Origin of the sequence: Halodurantibacterium daqingense (assembly GCF_042666235.1) — a bacterium.
GTDB lineage: Bacteria > Pseudomonadota > Alphaproteobacteria > Rhodobacterales > Rhodobacteraceae > Halodurantibacterium > Halodurantibacterium daqingensis.
In genome coordinates this window covers 235,632-256,098 of record NZ_JBHTFQ010000002.1, presented here as the reverse complement: position 1 = coordinate 256,098, position 20,467 = coordinate 235,632, and the positions used below count along the sequence as shown (strand labels likewise).

Here is a 20,467-nt window from a genome sequence, read left to right as displayed (position 1 = left end):
TTCTCGCACCGCAAAAGCGCAGCGCGAATCGGGATTTCGGTTACTTTGCCCCGTATATTCCACAGAACGCACCCTTTGCGCACCCTTTTGACCGGATGCGCGGCGCCCCGCGCTTGAACTTTGCCCGCAGGTTGGTATCTAGCGCCAAGCTCTGCCCCCAGCCGAAGGATTGAACCCTTGGACATCCAAACCCTGCGCGAAAAGCACCCTGACCACTGGAACAAGGCTTGCGCGATCCGTGCGCTGGCGATGGACGCCGTGCAGGCAGCCAATTCCGGCCATCCCGGCATGCCGATGGGCATGGCCGACGTGGCGACAGTCCTTTACGAAAAGCACCTGAAGTTCGACGCGAAGAACCCGGACTGGCCGGACCGCGACCGCTTCATTCTTTCGGCCGGTCACGGCTCGATGCTGCTTTATGCGCTGCTGCACCTCACCGGATCGCCCGACATGCCGATCGAGGAAATCAAGCGTTTCCGCCAGTGGCATGCCAAGACCGCAGGCCACCCGGAATACGGCTATGCCAAGGGAATCGAAACCACGACCGGGCCGCTGGGCCAGGGCATTTCGGCGGCCGTCGGCTTTGCCATTGCCGAAGAGGCGCTGCGCGCACGGTTCGGCAAGAAGGTCGTGGACCATCACACCTGGGTCATCGCCGGTGACGGATGCCTGATGGAGGGCATCAGCCACGAGGCAATCGGCCTGGCCGGCATGCAGAAACTGTCGCGCCTGATCGTGCTGTGGGACAACAACAACATCTCGATCGACGGCGAGATCTCGAAATCCTGCATTACCGACCAGCGGGCACGGTTCGCGGCCGCGGGCTGGACGGTTCTTCATTGCGACGGCCATGATCCGGCCGATATCGACCGCGCCATGACCGAGGCCAAGCAATCGGACCGCCCGGTGCTGATCGACTGCAAGACCCATATCGGCTTTGGCAGTCCCAAGAAGCAGGACAGCGCCAGCGCGCATGGCTCGCCTCTTGGCGCCGAAGAAATCGCGGCGGTCCGGGAAATCTACGGCTGGCCGCATGAGGCCTTCGTGATCCCCGCCGATATCAAGGCGGCCTGGGAAGCGATCGGCAGCCGTGGCGCCGAAGCCCGGCACGCCTGGGAAGAGCGGGTGGCCGCCCTGCCCCCGGCCCGGCAAGCCGAATTCAAGCGCCAGCTTTCGCTGGAGCCGCCGCGCAAGCTTGCTGCGGCCATCCGGGCCCTCAAGAAGCAGATCAGCGAAACCCAACCCAAGGTTGCGACGCGCAAGGCCAGCGAAATGGTGCTTGAGGTTGTGAACCCGGTGGTGCCGGAAACCATCGGCGGCTCGGCCGATCTGACCGGATCGAACAACACCAAGACAAGGGATCTTGGGGTGTTCGAGCCCGCAAACCGCAAGGGCCGCTATATCCACTATGGCATCCGCGAACACGGTATGGCGGCGGCGATGAACGGGATGGTGCAGCATGGCGGCGTGCGGCCCTATGGCGGCACCTTCTTCTGCTTCACCGACTACGCGCGCGGCGCAATGCGGCTTTCGGCGCTGATGGGCGTGCCGGTTGTCTATGTGATGACGCATGACTCGATCGGGCTGGGCGAAGACGGGCCCACTCACCAGCCGGTCGAGCATCTGGCATTGTGCCGCGCCACGCCGAACACCTGGGTGTTCCGCCCCGCCGACACGGTCGAGACCGCCGAAGCCTGGGAACTGGCGCTGAGCACCAAGGCCACGCCGTCGATCCTGGCGCTCAGCCGTCAGAACCTGCCCACCGTGCGCACCAGCCATACGAACAAGAACCTGACCGCCCAGGGCGCCTATGTTCTGGCCGAGGCGACCGGCAAGCGGCAGGCGATCCTGATGGCAACCGGGTCAGAAGTGGAAATCGCCCTTCAGGCGCGCGAGATGCTGGAGGCCGAGGGAATCGGCACCCGTGTCGTTTCGATGCCGTGCTGGGAGCTGTTCGATTGCCAGCCTGAAAGCTATCGCCGTCGGGTGTTGCCCGCCGGTCCGGTGCGCGTTGCAATCGAGGCAGGACAGCGCTTTGGCTGGGACCGCTGGCTGCTGGGCGAGCGCGGCCGCGAGGCCAAGGCAGGCTTCATCGGCATGGAGCGCTTCGGCGCCTCGGCCCCGGCAGAGCTTCTCTACAAGGAGTTCGGGATCACAGCGGAAGCCACGGTCGCCAAGGTCAAGGACCTGCTGGGCCAGTGACGGCCGGGGGGGCGGCGCTCCCGCCCGTCTTCTCCCGCTGACGCGGGTTCATCCCGTTGGGCCAGGCCCGCGCCTTGCGCGGGCCTTTCCACTTCGGACGGAAGGAAGATGCCGCTTGGTGGCTGGGCTTGACCGGCCGGATGTCAGAAGGGTCGCTGCGAACCCCGGGCAAATGACTGTTGCGCCTACGGGAGCCACCCTGGATGGCTCGCTGCGCGGCAGGTGCGGCGCGCGACAAGCGTTCTGCCAGCACGACTGCGGCCCTGCACCGCCGGCCCCGAGCGCGGGCCTATCGATCGACAAGCGCCGCCCCGAAGCCCGTCCATGGATCGCGACTGTTAGCGCCCAAAGCTGCGCAAGGCCTGCCACGGTTAGCGCCAACATCGCAGGTTTGCGCTAACATGCTGGCAAATCTGCGTTTTCCGCTTTCCATAGAGGCGCCCCTGCCTATATGAAGCCCGAGGCGCGACACCGGAGTACGAGGGGACACATGACGATTACCATCGGTATCAACGGCTTTGGACGGATCGGACGCTGCACCTTGGCGCATATCGCCGAGAGCGGCCGCAACGATGTGCAGGTGGTCAAGATCAACGCCACCGGCCCGATCGAGACCAATGCCCATCTGCTCAAGTACGACAGTGTTCATGGCCGCTTTCCGGGCCAGATCCGGGTCAAGGGCACGACCATGGACCTCGGCCGCGGGCCGATGGAGATGATGTCGAGCTATGATCCGATGGAGCTTGACTGGTCGGGTTGCGATGTCGTGCTGGAATGCACCGGCAAGTTCAACGATCGCGACAAGGCGGCGGTGCATCTGGAGCGGGGCGCGAAGCGCGTGCTCGTTTCGGCACCGGCCAAGAATGCGGACAAGACCATCGTCTATGGTGTGAATCATCGCAGCCTTACGGTCGGCGATCTGGTCGTGTCGAACGGGTCCTGCACCACCAACTGCCTTGCGCCGCTGGCAAAGGTCCTGAACGACGCCATCGGGATCGAACGCGGCATCATGACCACGATCCACAGCTATACGGGCGATCAGCCCACGCTCGACCGCCGGCACAAGGATCTTTACCGCGCCCGCGCTGCCGCCATGGCAATGATCCCCACCTCGACCGGCGCGGCCAAGGCGATCGGCGAAGTTCTGCCGGAGCTTGCCGGCCGCCTGGACGGGACGGCGATGCGGGTGCCCACCCCGAACGTCAGCGCGGTGGATCTGACCTTCGAGGCCAAGCGCGATGTCACTGTCGCCGACGTGAACGAGGTTGTGCGTGAAGCAGCCGCCGGTCACATGGGCGCGGTTCTGTCCTATGATCCCGAGCCGAAGGTCTCGATCGACTTCAACCACACCTCGTTTTCGTCTATCTTCGCCCCGGACCAGACCAAGGTCGTCGGCGGCCGCACGGTGCGCGTGCTGGCCTGGTATGACAACGAGTGGGGCTTTTCCTGCCGCATGGCCGACGTGGCCGCGGCGATGGGGCGCCTGCTGAACTGACGGGGCTGCACGCCCCCTGAGAGGGAGCGATGACCGACCGGATTGCCTTTGGCGTGGGTAGCCTGATTGTCATGGCCATCGCGGCCGACCTGATCTTCGATGCCGGTGTGCTGGTTTTCCTGGCGCGCCGGCTTGATTCGTTTGTGGAGTATCTTGCCTTCTGGCGCTGATTCTGGCGCCCCCCGGTTGACCTTTTCGGCAGAATGCCGATGTTAGCGGTAACGTCCGGCGCATGTCGCGCCGGACCTTCCGCTGGTTGCGAAGGGAGAATGCCCATGACCGTCAAAGTGGCTATCAACGGCTTCGGCCGCATCGGGCGCAACGTGCTGCGCGCGATCATCGAAAGCGGCCGCACCGATCTCGAGGTGGTGGCCATCAACGATCTTGGCCCGGTCGAGACGAATGCCCATCTTCTGCGTTTCGACAGCGTTCACGGGCGCTTTCCCGGCAAGGTCATCACCAGCGAAAGCACGATCGACGTTGGCCGGGGCCCGATCGAGGTGACCGCCATCCGCGATCCGGCCGAGTTGCCCTGGGGGCATGTGGATATCGTTCTGGAATGCACCGGGATCTTCACCGAACGTGACAAGGCGGCAGTATACCTGAAAAGCGGCGCAAAACGGGTGCTGGTGTCGGCCCCGTCAAAAGGCGCGGACAAGACCATCGTCTATGGCGTGAACCATGATACGCTGACGCGCGACGATCTTGTCGTGTCGAATGCCTCCTGCACGACCAACTGCCTTGCCCCGGTGGCAAAGGTGCTGAACGATGCTGTCGGCATTCGCCGTGGTTTCATGACCACGATCCACAGCTATACCGGCGACCAGCCCACGCTGGACACGCTGCACAAGGATCTCTACCGCGCCCGCGCGGCCGCGCTCAGCATGATCCCCACGTCAACGGGTGCCGCGAAGGCGGTGGGCCTTGTTCTTCCGGAACTGAACGGCAAACTGGATGGGGTCGCGATCCGTGTTCCTACGCCGAACGTGTCGGTCGTGGATCTGACCTTCGAGGCAACCCGCGACACGAGCGTCGAGGAGATCAACGCCGCCGTGCGACAGGCTGCGGACGGGCCGATGTCCGGTGTGCTCGGCTATACCGATGCGCCGAACGTCAGCGCGGATTTCAACCACGACCCGCATTCTTCAGTGTTCCACCTCGATCAGACCAAGGTGATGGAGGGGTCACTGTGCCGGATCCTCGCCTGGTACGATAACGAATGGGGGTTTTCAAACCGGATGGCCGACACGGCGGTGGTGATGGGCAAACTGCTCTGACCTGTGACGGCCCCTGGACGGGGCCGGCCGATCATAACTATGGGCCCTGCCTGCCACGGGCGGGTCCCCGCGAGGGCACGTGCAGCTGTTCGGTCGGTGGAAGAAAATGGCGCGGTTGACGGGGCTCGAACCCGCGACCCCCGGCGTGACAGGCCGGTACTCTAACCGACTGAGCTACAACCGCGCATCTACACGTTCGGGCGATCCGGTGGTGGCGCGGTTGACGGGGCTCGAACCCGCGACCCCCGGCGTGACAGGCCGGTACTCTAACCGACTGAGCTACAACCGCGTGTCCACCCGTCCGGATCGCCTCCGAACGTGGGGAGGTAATATGCAGACTGCCCGGCGGCGTCAAGCACATCCGGCGCGAAAAAACGCATCAGCCGCGAATTTCCTGCGCCGCTTCGGCCTCGTCGCCACGGCGCCAGGGCTCGAAGATCTGGAAGGCGACCGCGCGGCCCTTGGGCGTCAGATGAAGCGCCTCGCCCCGCCGTTCGACAAGCCCGCGATCAAGGCCGTGCAGGATCACGCGGCGAGCCTGCGCCTCGGACCAGAGCAGGTGATCGTGCAGCGCACGGACGGTGTTTTCCTCGGCGGCTTCGGGGCCAGCCTCATGGTTGTAAAGATGCGCGACAAGCGAGCGCGCGTCATTCTCGGCCCGCTGACCGCGTTGACGCAACTGCCGGGCGATCACCCCGTGACGCGGCCCGGCCAGCAGCGCCGCCACCAGGCAAAGCCCCGTCATCAGCGCCATCATTCCCCCGATCGAGACATTCCAGCGCACGGCGAGAAGATATCCCGCAAGGCTTGAACCCACCGCCATCAGCACCGAAAGCAGAATCACCAGCCACAACCGGTCGGTCAACAGAAGGGCCGCCGAGGGCGGCACGATCACGAAGGCCAGAAACAGCACCACGCCGACCGCATCAAAGCTTGCCACCGCGGTGGCGCTGGTCAGACCAAGGAGGGCGTAGAACAGGATCCCGGGCGCGAAGCCCAGCGCATGGGCAAGGGCCGCGTCAAAGCTGGCGAGCTTCAGCTCCTTGTAGAACAATGTCACGAACAGCAGATTGAGGAGCGTCAGCGTCCCCACCGCCAGCATCGCGCGCGGCACGCCATGGCCGCCCAGCTGCACCGTATCCAGCCAGACAAAGCCGATTTCGCCCAGCAGCACCGCATGTTCATCCAGATGGACATTGCGCGCATTGAGGCTGATCAGCAGCACCCCCAGGGCGAAAAGCGCCGGAAAGACCAGGCCGATCGCCGCATCCATCCGCACCAGGTTCGACCGCGCCAGCGCCTCGGTCATGACCACCGACAAAAGCCCCGCGAGCGCCGCCGCCGCCAGCACGAAGGGCCCCGAGGTCTGCCCGCTCAGCATCCAGGCGATGACAATGCCCAGAAGGATCGAATGGCTGATCGCATGGGTCAGCATTCCCGCCCCGCGCAGCACCAGAAACACCCCGAGCAGCGCCGACCCCGCCCCCACCAGCGCGCCGGTGGCCACGATCATTGCCGCAACGTCGTTGAAAAACCACGTCAGCATCCCGCCCCTCCGCGCGGGGTCCGGACGGGCTGCCGCCCGGTGCCCGCGTCTGGGCCGCGATTCCCGTCCTGCGATACATCCCGGCGCGGCATGGCGGCGTCCTCTTCCTCAAGGTGAAGGGCGGCGGCCCGGGCGCGGCCGGCGTCGGTCAGTTCCCAATGGGTCTGATCCTCGGGGCCGTGGCGAACGGCGCGGATATCGCCCCTCTCAGCCAAGGCGCGCAGCGCGCGGCGGGTGCGGCGCCCGTGATAGGCATCGACAAGCCCCTCATCGCTGCGGAAATCCTCGCGGGCATGGGCACGCGCCAGCCGGTCGAGTGTCAGCAGCACCTGGCGCGCCCGCAACCGACGCGCGGCGCGCCAGTCGCGCAGTGCCACCCAGACCAGCCCGCGCCCCGGCGCAAGAAGGACCGACACCAGCACGATCGCCGAGGCGGCCAGCACGATCAGCGGCCCCGTGGAAAGGCCGCGCCCCGCCGCGCTGATCCCCGCACCGGCAACGCCTGCCGAGACTCCGAACACCGCCGAAAGGATCACCATCGACTCGAGCCGGTTCACCCATTGCCGGGCCGCGGCGGCGGGGGCGATGATCATGGCCGTCATCAGCACCACCCCCACCATCTGCAGGCCGACGACGATCGCCAGCGCGATCATCACGGTGAGCGCGAGGTCAAGCGCCAGCACCGGCAGCCCGGCGGTGGTGGCAAAGCCCGGATCGAAGGTAACCAGCTTGAACTCTTTCCAGAAGGCCAGAAGGATCAGCATCGCCCCCAGCGTCACCCCGCCCATGATCCAGAGATCCGATCGCAGCATCGCTGCCGCCTGGCCGAAAAGGAAGCTGTTCAGCCCCGCCTGCCCCGCGCCACGACTGGTCTGGATGAAGGTCAGCAGCACCACGCCCGCTGCAAAGAACAGGCCCAGAACGATGCCCAGCGCCGCGTCCATCTTCAGCCGGGTCGTGCGGCGCAGCCACAGCACCGTGACCGCCGCCAGCGCTCCGGTCAGGAACGCGCCGGTCAGGAGACTGCCCAGATGCCGGCTGCCCGCAACCAGAAAGCCAAGGCAGATCCCCGGCAGAGCCGCATGCGACAGCACATCGCCCATCAGGCTTTGGCCGCGCAGCACGGCGAAGGCGCCCAGGATCCCGCTGACGATGCCCAACAGCACCGCGCCCAGGAGCACCGTCTGCACGGTGAAATCCTGCAACAGCGACCAGAGCGGCATCACGGCTGTCATGGCGCCCCATCCGGACCCAGCAGGGCGATCTGGCCGCCATAGGTGCGGCGCAGATTGTCGGCGGTATAAACCTCGGCCACCGGGCCCTGCGCGATCACGCGCACGTTCAGCATCACCAGCCAGTCGAAATAGCGGCGCACCGTCTGCAGGTCGTGATGCACCACCACCACCGTGCGCCCCGCATCGCGCAACCCCTTGAGCAGCGCCACGATCGCCCGTTCGGTGGTTGCATCGACCCCGGCCATCGGCTCGTCCAGGAAATAGATGTCGGCCTCCTGAACCAGCGCGCGGGCGATGAACACCCGCTGCTGCTGACCACCGGAAAGCTGGCTGATCTGGCGGGCGGCGAAATCCTGCATCCCCACCTGTTCAAGCGCGGCAAGGGCCCGGGCACGTTCGGCGCGGCCGGGGCGGCGGAACCAGCCAAGCTGGCCATAAAGCCCCATCGTGACCACATCAAGCACGGTGGTCGGAAAATCCCAGTCGACGCTGGAGCGTTGCGGCACATAGCCCACGCGGCGGCGCACACTGCCGTAGGTCTGTCCGAAGAACCGCACATGCCCGGCCACCGGCCGCACTAGCCCCAGCGCCGCCTTGATGAGCGTGGATTTCCCCGCCCCGTTCGGCCCGACGATGGCCGCCATGACCCCCGGCGGTATGTCCAGATCAATATCCCAGAGCACCGGCTTGCGGTGATAACTGACGGTCAGATCCTCGACATGCAGGGCGAGATCGGGTTCGTGCAAAGCGGCCTTGGCGGGGGTCATGGTCGGCTCCTTCCGGCTGAGGATGCGCCGCGGGTCAAGGATTGCCAAGGCCCCATTGCGCCGACCACCCGGCCAACGCATCGGGCCAGGCCGCGGGGGTTCCGCCCAGCGCGGTGGTGATCGCAAGGGTATTGGCCCGTATCATGCCGATATAGGTGCCCTCGGCGGTTCCGGCCTCGCCCATCGCATCGGAGTAAAGCTCGCCCCCCAGTGCGACGTTGTGGCCACGATCGCGCAGGGCGCCCCGCAACGCCTCGATGCTGCGCGGGTTGATCGTGCTTTCGACAAAGACCGCCGGCACCCCACGCCGCGCCACTTCGTCGGCGGTTTCGCGGATGTCAGCGATGCTGGCCTCGGCTTCGGTGGTCAGGCCCTGAAGCGCGATTTCCGTGATGCCATAGGCGCGGGCATAATAGCCGAAGGCGTCATGAGCGGTAACAAGGGCACGGGCCTCCTCGGGGATGCTGGCGATGCTTTCCCCGACCCAGCCGTGCAACGCGGCAAGCTGCGCCGCATAGGCATCCGCCCGCTCGTCAAGGCCGTCGCACCCGGGCGCCAGCTGCGCAAGCTGGGTGCGGATCGCGGGGATCGCGCTGGTCCACAGCTGCACATCCATCCACAGATGCGGATCGACACCATAACCGCCATCGGTTTCCAGCAGGTCGGCGGTTTCGGCAATGGCCTCGCCCACGGAAAGCGTGCTGCGGCTGTCGGCAAGTCGGCCCAGAACCGTGCCAAGCTGGCCCTCAAGCCCCAACCCGACATAGAAAATCGCCTCGGCCCGCTGCATGCGCCCGACGTCCCCCGCCGTGGGCTGATACAGATGCGGATCGATTCCCGGCCCCATCAGCGCCTCGACCGCGACACAGGGGCCGGCGACTTCGGCCGCGACATCGGCAATCATGCCCACGGTCGCAAGGACGCGCGGCGGCTCGGCCCAGGCCGCCCCCCCGGCAAGGACGAAGGCGGCGGTTGTGGCAAAGGCCCTGTTCATGAAACGCTCCTGTTCTGCTTCGCGGAAGAGATAGCACGCGCGGAGAGGAATGCAATTGCAAATCATTCTCATTATCATCCATCTGCGGAGATCGCTGCATTTTCCTCTTGCCACCGTCGCGAAACCGCCGTAGATCGGCCTCCGGAGCGCGGGCGTAGCTCAGGGGTAGAGCATAACCTTGCCAAGGTTAGGGTCGTGAGTTCGAATCTCATCGCCCGCTCCAATCTTCCCACCGATGACAGATGGATGGCGTCAGCCTCTTCCCCTGCCGGGGCCTGCGGCCTATAACGCGCCAAACATCGCAGGGGACGACATGCGCCAGGCAACCATCACCCGCAAGACGGCAGAAACCGACATCAGCGTGACCGTCAACCTTGACGGAACCGGAACCTATGACAATGCCACCGGCATCGGGTTCTTCGATCACATGCTGGATCAGCTTGCGCGCCACTCCCTGATCGACATGACCATCCGCGCCACGGGCGATCTGCATATCGACGATCACCACACGGTCGAGGATACGGGCATTGCGCTGGGTCAGGCGCTGGCGCAGGCACTTGGCGACAAGCGCGGCATCCGGCGCTATGGCGAATGCCACCTGCCGATGGATGATGCCCAGATCCGCTGCGCGCTGGATCTGTCGGGGCGGCCCTATCTGGTGTGGAACGTCGAGTTTCCCACGGCGCAGATCGGCCGGTTCGACAGCGAACTGGTGCGAGAGTTCTTTCAGGCCTTTGCCACCCACGGCGGTATCACCCTGCATCTGGACCGGTTGCATGGGCTGAACAGCCACCACATCGCCGAGGCCGCCTTCAAGGCCGTCGCCCGCGCGCTCCGGCTGGCGGTGGAAACGGACCCGCGCAAGGCGGATGCGATTCCCTCGACCAAGGGTGCGCTGTAATGCTGACGGTGTTGGTGGATTACGAAAGCGGCAACCTGCATTCCGCCGAAAAGGCCTTCCAGCGCATGGCCATCGAAACCGGCGGCGGCGAGATCATCGTCAGCGCCCGCCCCGAGGATGTTGCCCGCGCCGACCGGATCGTGCTGCCCGGCGATGGCGCCTTCCCGGCCTGCCGCAAGGCCCTGGGCGATGCCGGCGGCGTTTTTGACGCCATCGAAGAAGCGGTGACCCGGCAGGGCCGCCCCTTCCTTGGCATCTGCGTCGGCATGCAGATGATGGCCAGCTGGGGCCGGGAATATGTGGACACCCCCGGCTTTGGCTGGATCGAGGGCGAGGTCGTGCGCATCGCCCCCGCCGACCCGGCGCTGAAGGTGCCCCACATGGGCTGGAACGATCTGGTGATCGACCGGCCGCACCCGGTGCTGGAGGGAATTGCCACCGGGGATCACGCCTATTTCGTGCATTCCTACCATTTCCGCACCGCCAACCCGGCCGAGCGTCTGGCCCATGTGGAGTATGGCGGCGACATCACCGCGATCATCGGCCGCGACACGATGATCGGGACCCAGTTCCACCCCGAGAAAAGCCAGACCGCCGGGCTGCGCCTGATCGCGAACTTCCTGCGCTGGACGCCCTGACCGGGCATCGGGGCGTCCTCCGGCGCACCGACCCGCTGCTTCGCCGCCTGACAGGACCGGCGGCACGATGGCCCTGCCCCGCGTGGGGCCGGCCTGCCGGCCCTGACCCGGCGGAGCGACGTCAGGAGCTGGCCCGGGCACAGGCTGGTGAAGCGACCGCCGTTTCCTTGAGCCGTCGATGCATCCCGTCCTGGCCCGGACCCGCGCCGTTGCAGGCAGGCGCCCACCCAGATCCCGCTTCCGGAGGGCGCGCGACGCGCAACCGGTCAGGCCGGGGGCCGAGGGGATCTTGCGGGATCGGGTCAGGTTGCCGGCCGGCCACGCAACGCCGGCATCCTGGACGCATTGTCCCCCAGGCAAGAAGACGGGCGATGCGCCAGAAGCAGCATCAAGACCCCGAAGCTCCGATCGCTGCCTTTTGGTCGGCGTCCGGCAGTCCCGAGAATCCGGCCGGTGTCCCGCATCGGCGCGAAGCTCGCCCGGAGACTCCAGCAGTCCCATGCACGGCGTCCCGGCGCGGGCCCCAGGCGCGGCGCCCGAATGGGGCACGCCTGCCTGCGCCCCGGCTCAGCGGGCCCGTGTCCAGGTCTGTTCGCGGCAGAACCCCAGCACACAGCCCGCCACGCCCAGCTGATCGCCCCGCAGCGCCATCTTGGCGTTGTAGGTCCGCCCCTGATCCGGGGAAAAGACCTTGCCGTTCTCATAGCTGCCGTCGCCGCGCGGCTGCATGTCCCAGACGATTGCCCGGCCGATGTTCTCGGACGGGAGCGGGGCACCGCTACCATCAAAGGCGCCCGTCAGCACGCCGCAGATCCGGTTTTCGCAGGGCAGGATCTGGACGGTGCCATAGTTGCCGTTGTTGTCCGGCTGGGTGGTCCAGATCCCTTCGGCAGGGTCCTGGGCAAAGGCGGGCGTGGCAATCAGGGGCGCCGTCAAGGTCAGCGCCATCAGCGACTTGCGTATCATAATGTTTCCTCCCCGAGGGGTTCAGCCTGCCAAGACGGCGCGATTCGTCAAAGCCTGACGTGGCGGAAGCCTTGCCCCTTTGCCAAAGCCGCCAAGCTGTGCCAGAACCCGCCTGCCCAACGCCGTCAACAGCCCGGAGTCCGCCATGATCCTTTACCCCGCCATCGACCTCAAGGACGGCCAGTGCGTCCGGCTTTACAAGGGCGAGATGGAGCAGGCGACCGTGTTCAGCGACAACCCCGCCGCACAGGCGCTCAGCTTCGAGGATGCGGGCTGCGAATGGCTGCATCTTGTCGATCTGAACGGCGCCTTCGCCGGCGCGCCGGTCAATGCCGCCGCGGTCGAGGCGATTCTGGCCGCAGTGCAGGTTCCCGCGCAGCTGGGCGGCGGGATCCGCGACATGGCCACGATCGAGGGCTGGCTGTCGAAAGGCCTTGCCCGGGTAATCCTTGGCACTGTTGCCGTGGAAAACCCCGCGCTGGTGCGCGAGGCGGCACGCGCCTTTCCCGGCCAGGTCGCGGTCGGCATCGACGCCCGCAACGGCCGTGTCGCCACCCGGGGCTGGGCCGAGGAAACCGATGTCATGGTCACCGATCTTGCCCGCCAGTTCGAGGATGCCGGCGTGGCCGCAATCATCTATACCGATATCAACCGCGACGGCGCGATGCAGGGTCCGAACATCGCGGCGACCGAGGCACTGGCCCGCGCCGTGTCGATCCCGGTCATCGCCTCGGGCGGGGTCTCGTCGATGTCCGATCTCGTGGCGCTGCGCGATACCGGGGTGATCGCCGGGGCGATCTCGGGGCGCGCGCTTTACGACGGCGCGATCGATCTGGCCGAAGCGCTGGCCACGCTGAGGGCGCGTCCCGCCGCGGCCGAACGCTGAGGGGCGGCAGCGCGCCCCTGAGGGGCGCCATCGGCAAGGCCGCGCAAGGACTGAAGGAACGGAGCAACGCATGCTGAAGACCCGCATCATTCCCTGTCTGGACGTGGCCGATGGCCGCGTGGTCAAGGGCGTCAACTTCGTGGACCTGATCGACGCCGGCGACCCGGTCGAGGCCGCCCGCGCCTATGATGCCGCCGGCGCCGACGAGCTGTGTTTCCTCGATATCCACGCCACACATGAAAACCGCGGCACCATGTTCGATCTGGTCACCCGCACCGCCGAACAGTGCTTCATGCCGCTGACCGTCGGGGGCGGTGTGCGCAGCGTTTCCGACGTTCGGGCGCTGCTGCTGGCAGGCGCCGACAAGGTCAGTTTCAATTCGGCCGCCGTTGCGAACCCCGATGTGGTGGCCGAAGCCGCCGATCATTTCGGCAGCCAGTGCATCGTGGTCGCCATCGACGCCAAGACGGTCGCACCCGGCCGATGGGAGATCTTCACCCACGGCGGGCGCAAACCCACCGGGATCGACGCGGTCGAATTTGCCCGCACCGTTGCGGGCAAGGGCGCGGGCGAGATCCTGCTGACCAGCATGGACCGCGACGGCACCCGCGCCGGGTTCAACATCCCTCTGACCCGCGCGATCGCCGATGCCGTCCCGGTGCCGGTAATCGCCTCGGGCGGGGTGGGAACGCTTGACCATCTTGTCGAAGGGGTGATCGAGGGCGGCGCCAGCGCCGTGCTTGCCGCTTCGATCTTCCATTTCGGCGATTTCACCATTGCCGAGGCCAAGGCCCATATGGCCGCCGCCGGCATTCCCATGAGGCTCGCATGACCGCGCTTGACCGTCTCTCCGCCACGATCGCCACGCGTCGCGGCGCCGATCCCGACACAAGCTGGACCGCCAAGCTGTTGGCGAAGGGCCCGGAGAAATGCGCCGAGAAGTTCGGCGAGGAAGCCATCGAGGCGATCATCGAGGCGGTGAAGGGCGACCGCGCGCGCCTGACCTCCGAGGCGGCGGATGTGCTCTACCACCTGCTCGTGATGCTTGCCGCACGCGATCTGAGCCTTGATGACGTGCTGGCGGAACTGGAGCGCCGCGAGGGCACCTCCGGCATCGCCGAAAAGGCCACCCGCTCGCCTGCCCGCCCCTGAGCGGCCGGCCCGGCACAGGCTGCGGCACAGCCCGAGGTCCGCGGCGTGCGATCACGCGGAACCGCGCGCCCGGTGTCCGGGCGGCCTGCTGCCGGGCGAATCCCGATCAATGACGCCATCGCGCACCACCTTCACCCTCCGCAGCGGCACCCACGCTCTGTCCGTCCAGCATGGCGATGCTCCGATACCCTCGTCGCCCTGCGCTCCGGCGGACTGACGAGCACGGAAATTGATCTCTCCGCCGCCTTGGCAAAAAGCTGCCAGCCAGCCCGGACAGGCCATTGTCCGATCCTGCCGCGCAACGAAACCTCGAAGGCCATGGGGGTCCCGGGCCTGCTGATCCTGCCCAAGCTGGCGGTCGCGGCCATGCCGCCAGGACAGGCCGCGCACGCGTTTCCGGCGGGCCAGGGCGCGCGTTCCTGACGACGCTGCGGGAGCTGGCGCCCCGGGCCTCATGGCACCGATCATGTTGATGATTCCCGAGGCGCCCGGTCCTGAAGGTGCCCATCCGTCACCGCCTGAATCAGCGCGACCCGATTATCGAACGCTGTCACGACACGGCCGCCGCCACGACGCCCGCGCTTCGCTACACGTGAAGCCGTCAGGGGATTGGCGGCCGGAAATCAGGGCGGGCCCCGAAAACCCGGTGGCGCGCCTCTGCCCCGGCTTCGCATCTCCCGGGCTGACACGGCAGGCAGGGATCCGGACCCAGGTCCCGCCCGCCCCAGGTCCGGGGCGCCAGACGCCGCTCCTCTGAAGGCGCCGCCGCCCCGTCAAAGGCGCCATCGCCGCGCGCAGCGCGGCCCGGCCCAACGGGATGAGATGCGCCAGCATCGAAGACGGGCGGGAGTGCCCCGAAGACCGCCCGCCGATCCGCCGCAGCAGCCGCTGCCCGTTCAGGATCCTGAATGCAGAAAAACAGCCGCCGGTCGCGGCCTCTCAGCCCAGAAGCCGCGCGTGCTCGATCTTCGTGCAGCGATCCTCCACCACCTGCACATCCTGCGCGCGGGCCAGGGCCGCAGCCTCGGCATTTCTTACGCCCAGTTGCATCCACACGCACTTCAACCCAGGCAGCGTCAACGCCTCTTCCACCACGGGCAGCACATGTTCGGAGCGGCGGAAGATGTCGACCATGTCCACAGGTTCGGCAATGTCCGAAAGCGCCCCCACGACGGTCATCCCGGCGATCTCCTGCCCTGCATGGCCGGGATTGACCGGGATCACCCGGTATCCGGCTTGCGCAAGATAGCGCGCGACGCCATGGCTCGGACGCATCGGATTGGCGGAAAACCCCACGACCGCGATCGTGCGGCAGTCGGACAGGATCTGGCGAAGCAACATGTCATTCTGGTCCATCCCCCAACCTTAGCGCGTTTCCCGCATCTGCAAAGCCCCGATTGCACGGCGCCCTGCCCTGGCCTATAGACCTGCCCATGCTGGACCATTCGCACAACCGCCCCACCCTGCCGGCCGAAATCGCCCGGCGCCGCACCTTCGCCATCATCTCGCATCCCGATGCGGGGAAGACGACGCTGACCGAGAAGTTCCTGCTGTTCGGCGGCGCGATCCAGATGGCCGGTCAGGTGCGCGCCAAGGGCGAGGCGCGGCGCACCCGGTCGGACTTCATGCAGATGGAAAAGGACCGGGGGATTTCGGTCTCGGCCTCGGCGATGTCGTTCGATTACGGGCAGTTCCGGTTCAACCTCGTCGATACGCCCGGCCACTCGGATTTTTCCGAGGACACCTATCGCACGCTGACGGCGGTGGATGCGGCGATCATGGTGATCGACGGCGCCAAGGGCGTCGAGAGCCAGACGCGCAAGCTGTTCGAGGTCTGCCGTCTGCGCGACCTGCCGATCCTGACCTTCTGCAACAAGATGGACCGCGAGGCGCGGGACACGTTCGAGATCATCGACGAGATTCAGGAAAACCTCGCCATCGACGTGACGCCGGCCTCCTGGCCGATCGGAATGGGGCGCGACTTCATCGGCTGTTACGACATCCTGCGCGACCGGCTGGAACTGATGGACCGCGCCGACCGGAACCGTGTGGCGGAATCGATCAAGATCGAGGGGCTGTCCGATCCGAAGCTTGCCGAACATGTGCCCGCCGCGTTGCTGGAGAAGCTGCGCGAAGAGCTGGAGATGGCGCGCGAACTGCTGCCCGCCTTCGACCGGCAGGCGTTTCTGGACGGCACGCTGACGCCGATCTGGTTCGGCAGTGCGATCAATTCCTTCGGGGTGAAGGAACTGATGGACGGCATCGGCAACTATGGCCCGCCCCCCCAGATCCAGCGCAGCGAAAGCCGCGAGATCGCGCCCGAGGAAAAGTCCGTGACCGGCTTTGTCTTCAAGGTGCAGGCCAACATGGACCCCAAGCACCGCGACCGGGTGGCCTTTGTCCGCCTTGCCTCGGGGCATTTCGAGCGCGGCATGAAGCTGCTGCATGTGCGCTCGAAAAAGCCGATGGCCGTGTCGAACCCGGTCCTGTTCCTGGCCGCAGACCGCGAACTGGCCGAAGAGGCCTGGGCGGGCGACATCATCGGCATCCCGAACCATGGTCAGCTGCGCATCGGCGACGCACTGACCGAGGGCGAGGCGCTGCGCTTTACCGGCATCCCCTCCTTCGCGCCGGAGCTTCTTCAGAACGTTCGCGCGGGTGACCCGATGAAGGCCAAGCATCTGGAAAAGGCGCTGATGCAATTCGCCGAGGAAGGTGCGGCCAAGGTCTTCAAGCCGATCATCGGCTCGGGCTTCATCGTGGGCGTCGTGGGCGCGCTGCAGTTCGAGGTGCTCGCCAGCCGGATCGAGCTGGAATACGGCCTGCCGGTGCGCTTCGAAAGCTCGCAGTTCACCTCGGCCCGGTGGATTTCCGGGCCGAAGGCCGAGGTGGAGAAGTTCGTGAACGTGAACAAGGGCCATATCGCCGCCGATCATGACGGCGACATGGTCTATCTGACGCGGTTGCAGTGGGATATCGACCGGGTCGAGCGTGACTATCCGGCCCTGAAGCTGACTGCGACCAAGGAAATGATGGTCTGAGGGCAACAGGACCGGCGGCGCCATGAAACGGATCTTCCTTGGCTTTTGCGCGGCCCTTGACCGCGCGACCACCGCCGCCTGTTTTCTGGCCGGGGTGGTTCTGGTGGTGTCGATCCTGGTCATCGTCGTGTTGCGCTACGGGTTCGGAATGGGCTTCCTGCGCCTGCAGGATCTCGCCACCTACAGCTTTGCCATCTTCCTGATCCTCAGCCTGCCGGTCTGTCTGGCGCGCGGCGGCCATGTCCGGGTCGAGGTTCTGTCGGAGCGGATGTCGCCGCGCTATCTGCGGATTGCCGATATCCTCGCGCTACTATTCCTGCTGATCCCGATCTTCGGTCTTGCCATCCAGGCCTATTGGCCGGAACTGAGCTATAGCTGGCGCATCCGCGAACGCGCGCTGGAAACCGGCGGCCTTCCCGGGCTTTATCTGGTCAAGACGGTGCTGCCGGTTGCGGCGGCGCTGATGATCCTGCAAGGGATCGCTGCGGTCCTTGCACCGCCCGCGCGCGAGGCATCGCATGACACCTGAGGTTGGCTTTCTGATCCTCATGTTGCTGGGCCTGTTCGCGGGCATCCTGAGCGGCGTGCCGGCCATGCTGGCCATCGGGGGCGTCCCGCTGCTGATCGCGGTGCTGGCCAGCCAGTTCGGCGCCTTCGATCTGCGCTTTGTCGCCTTCTTCCCGGCCCGGATCTGGGGCGTGATGACCAACAGCCTGATGATGGCGGTGCCGCTGTTCGTGCTGATGGGCGTGCTTCTGGAACGCGCGCGGCTGGCCGAGAACATGCTGGGGGTGCTCGCGCGGATGATGGGTGGCAGCCCACGCGGCATGGGGCTTTCCGTGCTGCTGTTCAGCGCCATGATCGCCGCCGCCACGGGCATCATCGGCGCCACGGTGGTGATGCTGGTGCTGGTCGCGCTGCGGCCGATGCTCGAGGCCGGGATCCCCAAGCGCCAGGCCAGCGGGCTGATCTGCGCAAGCGGGACGCTGGGCCAGATCATCCCGCCCTCCGTCCTGCTGGTGCTTCTGGGCGATCAGATCGGCAATACCTACCTCGAGGCACAGCAACGCGCCGGAAACTTTGCGCCGCGGCCGGTCTCGGTCGGCGATCTTTTCGCCGGGGCGCTGGTGCCGGGGCTGATGCTGGTGACGCTTTATGCGATCTATCTTCTTGTGACGCTGCGCCCGGCGCGCGGCGCGGTGCAACCGCCCCGCGCCGCGCCCGTCACCTGGGCCGAAATGGTCACGACCTTCCTGCCGCCGATGCTGCTGATCCTGTCGGTGCTGGGCTCGATCCTCGCCGGCGTCGCCACCGCGACCGAAGCGGCCGGGATCGGGGCGATCGGGGCGCTGCTGATGGCAGGCTTCGTGGCCGCGCCCGGACGCGGCGCGCGCCGGGTGATCGCGGCCACGGGGCTTGCGGCCTTCGCGCTGGTGGGGCTGCGGATGGCCGGTTTCGGGCGGGCGGCGCTTGACACGGCACCCGGGGCTCTGGCGGCGGTGGCGGCACTGCTGATCGCGGCAGGCGTGATCGTCGCGGCGATCCGGCTGTGGCGCAACGGCATGCTTCAGGGCGCCATGACCGAGACGATCCGCATTTCCGGCATGGTCTTCGGCATTGTCATCGCGGCCTCGCTTCTGGCCCTGGTGTTCCGCGGCCTTGGCGGCGAGGCGCTGGTCGAAAACCTGATGGCGCAACTGCCCGGCGGGCAGTGGGGGGCGCTGGCCGTCGTGATGCTGGTGATCTTCCTGCTCGGCTTCATCCTCGAGGCGGTGGAGATCATCTATATCGTCGTGCCGCTGCTGGGCCCGGCGATTCTGGGCACCGACATCTCGCCGGTCTGGTTCGGTGTGCTGATCGCCATGAACCTGCAAAGCTCGTTTCTCACGCCGCCGTTCGGCTTTGCGCTGTTCTATTTCCGCTCGGCCGCGCCGCGCAGCATCACCACGACAGATATCTATCGCGGTGTGCTCCCCTTCGTCTTGCTGCAGCTCGTTGCACTGGGCATTCTGATCGCGGTTCCCGGACTGGCCACCTGGCTGCCCGGGCTGATCTTCGGCTGAACCCTTCGGGAGAGATGAAATGAAACGCAGAACCTTTCTTGCCAGCGGCGCTGGCCTGTCCGCGGCTGCCACCCTGGCCGCGCCGGCGCTGGCGCAGGGTACGATCCGCTGGAACCTGCCCTCGAGCTTTCCCAAGAATGCGCCCGGCGTCGGCGGCAACGTCGTCAGCTTCGCCGAACGGGTCGAGGCGATGTCGGACGGGCGGCTGGCCTTTACCGTCTATTCCGCGGGCGAGCTTGTGCCACCCTTCGCGGTCGAGGATGCGGTGCAGCAGGGCAATGTGCCCGTCGGCCACACCCCGTCCTATTACGCGGCTGGCAAGAACCCGGCGCTGCACTGGTTCACCGGTGTGCCCTTCGGCATGACCTCCTACGAACATCAGGCCTGGCTGCGCCACGGCGGCGGGCAGGAGCTTTACGACGACATCTATGCCCAGCGCGGGTTGAAGGCGCTTTATTCCGGCAATTCCAACACCCAGTCGGGGGGCTGGTTCAAGCGCCGGATCGACAGCGTCGCGGATCTGCAGGGGCTGAACATGCGCATCGCCGGGCTTGGCGGCGAGGTGTTCCGCAAGATGGGGGTCAACGCGGTGCTGATGCCCGCGACCGAGATCTTCCAGTCGCTGCAATCGGGGGCGATCGACGCCGCCGAATGGGTGGGGCCGCTGCTGGATCAGGCCTTCGGGCTGCAGCGCATCACCAGCCTGTGCTACACGCCGGCTTTCAACGAACCGGCGGCGGCTCTGTCGATCGTGTTCAACCAGTCGGCCTGGGACGAACTTCCCCGCGATCTGCAGGCGATCTGCGAAGCCGCCGCCCAGGCCGCAAGCTACGAGACAGTCGCGCATTTCGACTATCACAACGCGGTTGCGATGGCTGCGCTGAAATCCGAAGGAGTCGAGTTCCTGCGCTTCCCGGAAGATGTGATCGAGGCGATGCGCAGCGCCTGGGCCGAGGTTCAGGACGATCTTGCCGCCGAACATCCCGATGTGGCGCGGGTCCGCGAAAGCTATGATGCCTATCTGGCGTTGGCGCAGGATTACTCGGCCGAGATGCTCGAGCCGCTGCTTGCCGGTCGTTGACCTGGTCTGCCCCGGTCGTGGCGCCGGGGCCGTCCCCTGCCAATGCCAGCCGGGCGCAGCTTGCGCAGACGCAGCCCCTGAAGCGCGTCTCGGCAGGGCAGGATCCTGACGCCGGGGCAGCCATGCGCCCCGGCTGCGCGCCGGGCCGCGCAAGAGGCCATCGCCCAGCGGCGCAGACATCCGCGAACCCCCACACCGCCCGAGGCCCGGCCCCGGCCTGAAC

Annotated in this window: 19 protein-coding genes and 3 tRNA genes; 14 read left to right on the top strand and 8 right to left on the bottom strand. The window is 66.6% G+C overall.

Annotated elements, in window-relative coordinates:
* Window positions 1-177 precede the first annotated feature (177 nt).
* The 4 genes from tkt to gap (ACFQXB_RS04640) all read left to right on the top strand — a co-directional run bounded on the left by tkt (window position 178) and on the right by gap (ACFQXB_RS04640) (window position 4,974).
* Window positions 178-2,202, top strand: coding sequence for a transketolase (tkt, locus tag ACFQXB_RS04655; RefSeq protein ID WP_377399856.1), 2,025 nt, complete (start codon window positions 178-180; stop codon window positions 2,200-2,202).
* A 490-nt stretch (window positions 2,203-2,692) separates the two neighbouring features.
* On the top strand, window positions 2,693-3,697 hold the full coding sequence (gap, locus tag ACFQXB_RS04650) for a type I glyceraldehyde-3-phosphate dehydrogenase (protein ID WP_377399853.1): 1,005 nt from the start codon (window positions 2,693-2,695) through the stop codon (window positions 3,695-3,697).
* Between the two features lie 29 nt (window positions 3,698-3,726).
* Window positions 3,727-3,867 carry a hypothetical protein gene (locus ACFQXB_RS04645; protein WP_377399850.1) on the top strand — a complete coding sequence of 47 codons (141 nt, stop codon included), beginning with the start codon at window positions 3,727-3,729 and terminating at the stop codon, window positions 3,865-3,867.
* A gap of 105 nt (window positions 3,868-3,972) precedes the next feature.
* Window positions 3,973-4,974, top strand: coding sequence for a type I glyceraldehyde-3-phosphate dehydrogenase (gene gap / locus ACFQXB_RS04640; protein WP_377399847.1), 1,002 nt, complete (start codon window positions 3,973-3,975; stop codon window positions 4,972-4,974).
* Between the two features lie 107 nt (window positions 4,975-5,081).
* On the opposite strand, the gene ACFQXB_RS04635 is transcribed toward gap (ACFQXB_RS04640), so the two are convergent.
* The 6 genes from ACFQXB_RS04635 to ACFQXB_RS04610 form a co-directional block, all read right to left on the bottom strand.
* Window positions 5,082-5,158: transfer RNA gene (locus ACFQXB_RS04635), tRNA-Asp, on the bottom strand.
* Between the two features lie 28 nt (window positions 5,159-5,186).
* Window positions 5,187-5,263 (bottom strand) — tRNA-Asp (locus ACFQXB_RS04630).
* A gap of 90 nt (window positions 5,264-5,353) precedes the next feature.
* Window positions 5,354-6,520, bottom strand: a complete 1,167-nt coding sequence (locus ACFQXB_RS04625) for a metal ABC transporter permease (RefSeq protein WP_377399844.1) — start codon at window positions 6,518-6,520, stop codon at window positions 5,354-5,356.
* Entirely contained in the window at window positions 6,514-7,755 is a 1,242-nt protein-coding gene (locus ACFQXB_RS04620) for a metal ABC transporter permease (RefSeq protein ID WP_377399840.1), read from the bottom strand. The genes ACFQXB_RS04625 and ACFQXB_RS04620 overlap by 7 nt, the downstream gene beginning before the upstream one ends.
* Entirely contained in the window at window positions 7,752-8,522 is a 771-nt protein-coding gene (locus ACFQXB_RS04615; RefSeq protein ID WP_377399837.1) for a metal ABC transporter ATP-binding protein, read from the bottom strand. The genes ACFQXB_RS04620 and ACFQXB_RS04615 overlap by 4 nt, the downstream gene beginning before the upstream one ends.
* A gap of 34 nt (window positions 8,523-8,556) precedes the next feature.
* Window positions 8,557-9,516 carry a metal ABC transporter solute-binding protein, Zn/Mn family gene (locus tag ACFQXB_RS04610; protein WP_377399834.1) on the bottom strand — a complete coding sequence of 320 codons (960 nt, stop codon included), beginning with the start codon at window positions 9,514-9,516 and terminating at the stop codon, window positions 8,557-8,559.
* Between the two features lie 148 nt (window positions 9,517-9,664).
* On the opposite strand from ACFQXB_RS04610, the gene ACFQXB_RS04605 reads away from it, so the two are divergent.
* From ACFQXB_RS04605 to hisH, 3 genes are all read left to right on the top strand, one after another.
* Window positions 9,665-9,739, top strand: a tRNA-Gly gene (locus tag ACFQXB_RS04605).
* 90 nt (window positions 9,740-9,829) lie between these two features.
* Complete coding sequence (hisB, locus tag ACFQXB_RS04600; protein ID WP_377399831.1) at window positions 9,830-10,417, top strand: imidazoleglycerol-phosphate dehydratase HisB; 588 nt, start codon at window positions 9,830-9,832, stop codon at window positions 10,415-10,417.
* Complete coding sequence (hisH, locus tag ACFQXB_RS04595) at window positions 10,417-11,055, top strand: imidazole glycerol phosphate synthase subunit HisH (RefSeq protein WP_377399828.1); 639 nt, start codon at window positions 10,417-10,419, stop codon at window positions 11,053-11,055. Before hisB ends, hisH begins: the two co-directional genes overlap by 1 nt.
* Window positions 11,056-11,622: 567 nt before the next feature.
* Here the strand turns inward: hisH and ACFQXB_RS04590 are convergent.
* On the bottom strand, window positions 11,623-12,021 hold the full coding sequence (locus tag ACFQXB_RS04590; protein WP_377399825.1) for a DUF2147 domain-containing protein: 399 nt from the start codon (window positions 12,019-12,021) through the stop codon (window positions 11,623-11,625).
* A 145-nt stretch (window positions 12,022-12,166) separates the two neighbouring features.
* On the opposite strand from ACFQXB_RS04590, the gene hisA reads away from it, so the two are divergent.
* The 3 genes from hisA to ACFQXB_RS04575 all read left to right on the top strand — a co-directional run bounded on the left by hisA (window position 12,167) and on the right by ACFQXB_RS04575 (window position 14,059).
* Entirely contained in the window at window positions 12,167-12,907 is a 741-nt protein-coding gene (gene hisA, locus ACFQXB_RS04585) for a 1-(5-phosphoribosyl)-5-[(5-phosphoribosylamino)methylideneamino]imidazole-4-carboxamide isomerase (protein WP_377399822.1), read from the top strand.
* Window positions 12,908-12,977: 70 nt separating this feature from the next.
* Window positions 12,978-13,739, top strand: coding sequence for an imidazole glycerol phosphate synthase subunit HisF (gene hisF, locus ACFQXB_RS04580; RefSeq protein WP_377399819.1), 762 nt, complete (start codon window positions 12,978-12,980; stop codon window positions 13,737-13,739).
* Window positions 13,736-14,059, top strand: coding sequence for a phosphoribosyl-ATP diphosphatase (locus ACFQXB_RS04575; protein WP_377399816.1), 324 nt, complete (start codon window positions 13,736-13,738; stop codon window positions 14,057-14,059). The genes hisF and ACFQXB_RS04575 overlap by 4 nt, the downstream gene beginning before the upstream one ends.
* A gap of 939 nt (window positions 14,060-14,998) precedes the next feature.
* On the opposite strand, the gene ACFQXB_RS04570 is transcribed toward ACFQXB_RS04575, so the two are convergent.
* Entirely contained in the window at window positions 14,999-15,415 is a 417-nt protein-coding gene (locus tag ACFQXB_RS04570) for a CoA-binding protein (RefSeq protein ID WP_377399813.1), read from the bottom strand.
* A 77-nt stretch (window positions 15,416-15,492) separates the two neighbouring features.
* Here ACFQXB_RS04570 and ACFQXB_RS04565 point away from each other — a divergent pair, with 77 nt between their 5' ends.
* Genes ACFQXB_RS04565 through ACFQXB_RS04550 form a run of 4 tightly spaced genes read left to right on the top strand, consistent with a single transcriptional unit; the run spans window position 15,493 to window position 20,244 of the window.
* On the top strand, window positions 15,493-17,100 hold the full coding sequence (locus tag ACFQXB_RS04565) for a peptide chain release factor 3 (protein WP_377399810.1): 1,608 nt from the start codon (window positions 15,493-15,495) through the stop codon (window positions 17,098-17,100).
* A 22-nt stretch (window positions 17,101-17,122) separates the two neighbouring features.
* Complete coding sequence (locus ACFQXB_RS04560) at window positions 17,123-17,629, top strand: TRAP transporter small permease subunit (protein ID WP_377399808.1); 507 nt, start codon at window positions 17,123-17,125, stop codon at window positions 17,627-17,629.
* Window positions 17,619-19,163 (top strand): TRAP transporter large permease, encoded by a 1,545-nt coding sequence (locus ACFQXB_RS04555; protein WP_377399806.1) that lies wholly within the window; start codon window positions 17,619-17,621, stop codon window positions 19,161-19,163. The genes ACFQXB_RS04560 and ACFQXB_RS04555 overlap by 11 nt, the downstream gene beginning before the upstream one ends.
* A gap of 19 nt (window positions 19,164-19,182) precedes the next feature.
* Entirely contained in the window at window positions 19,183-20,244 is a 1,062-nt protein-coding gene (locus ACFQXB_RS04550; protein ID WP_377399803.1) for a TRAP transporter substrate-binding protein, read from the top strand.
* Window positions 20,245-20,467: the final 223 nt, after the last annotated feature.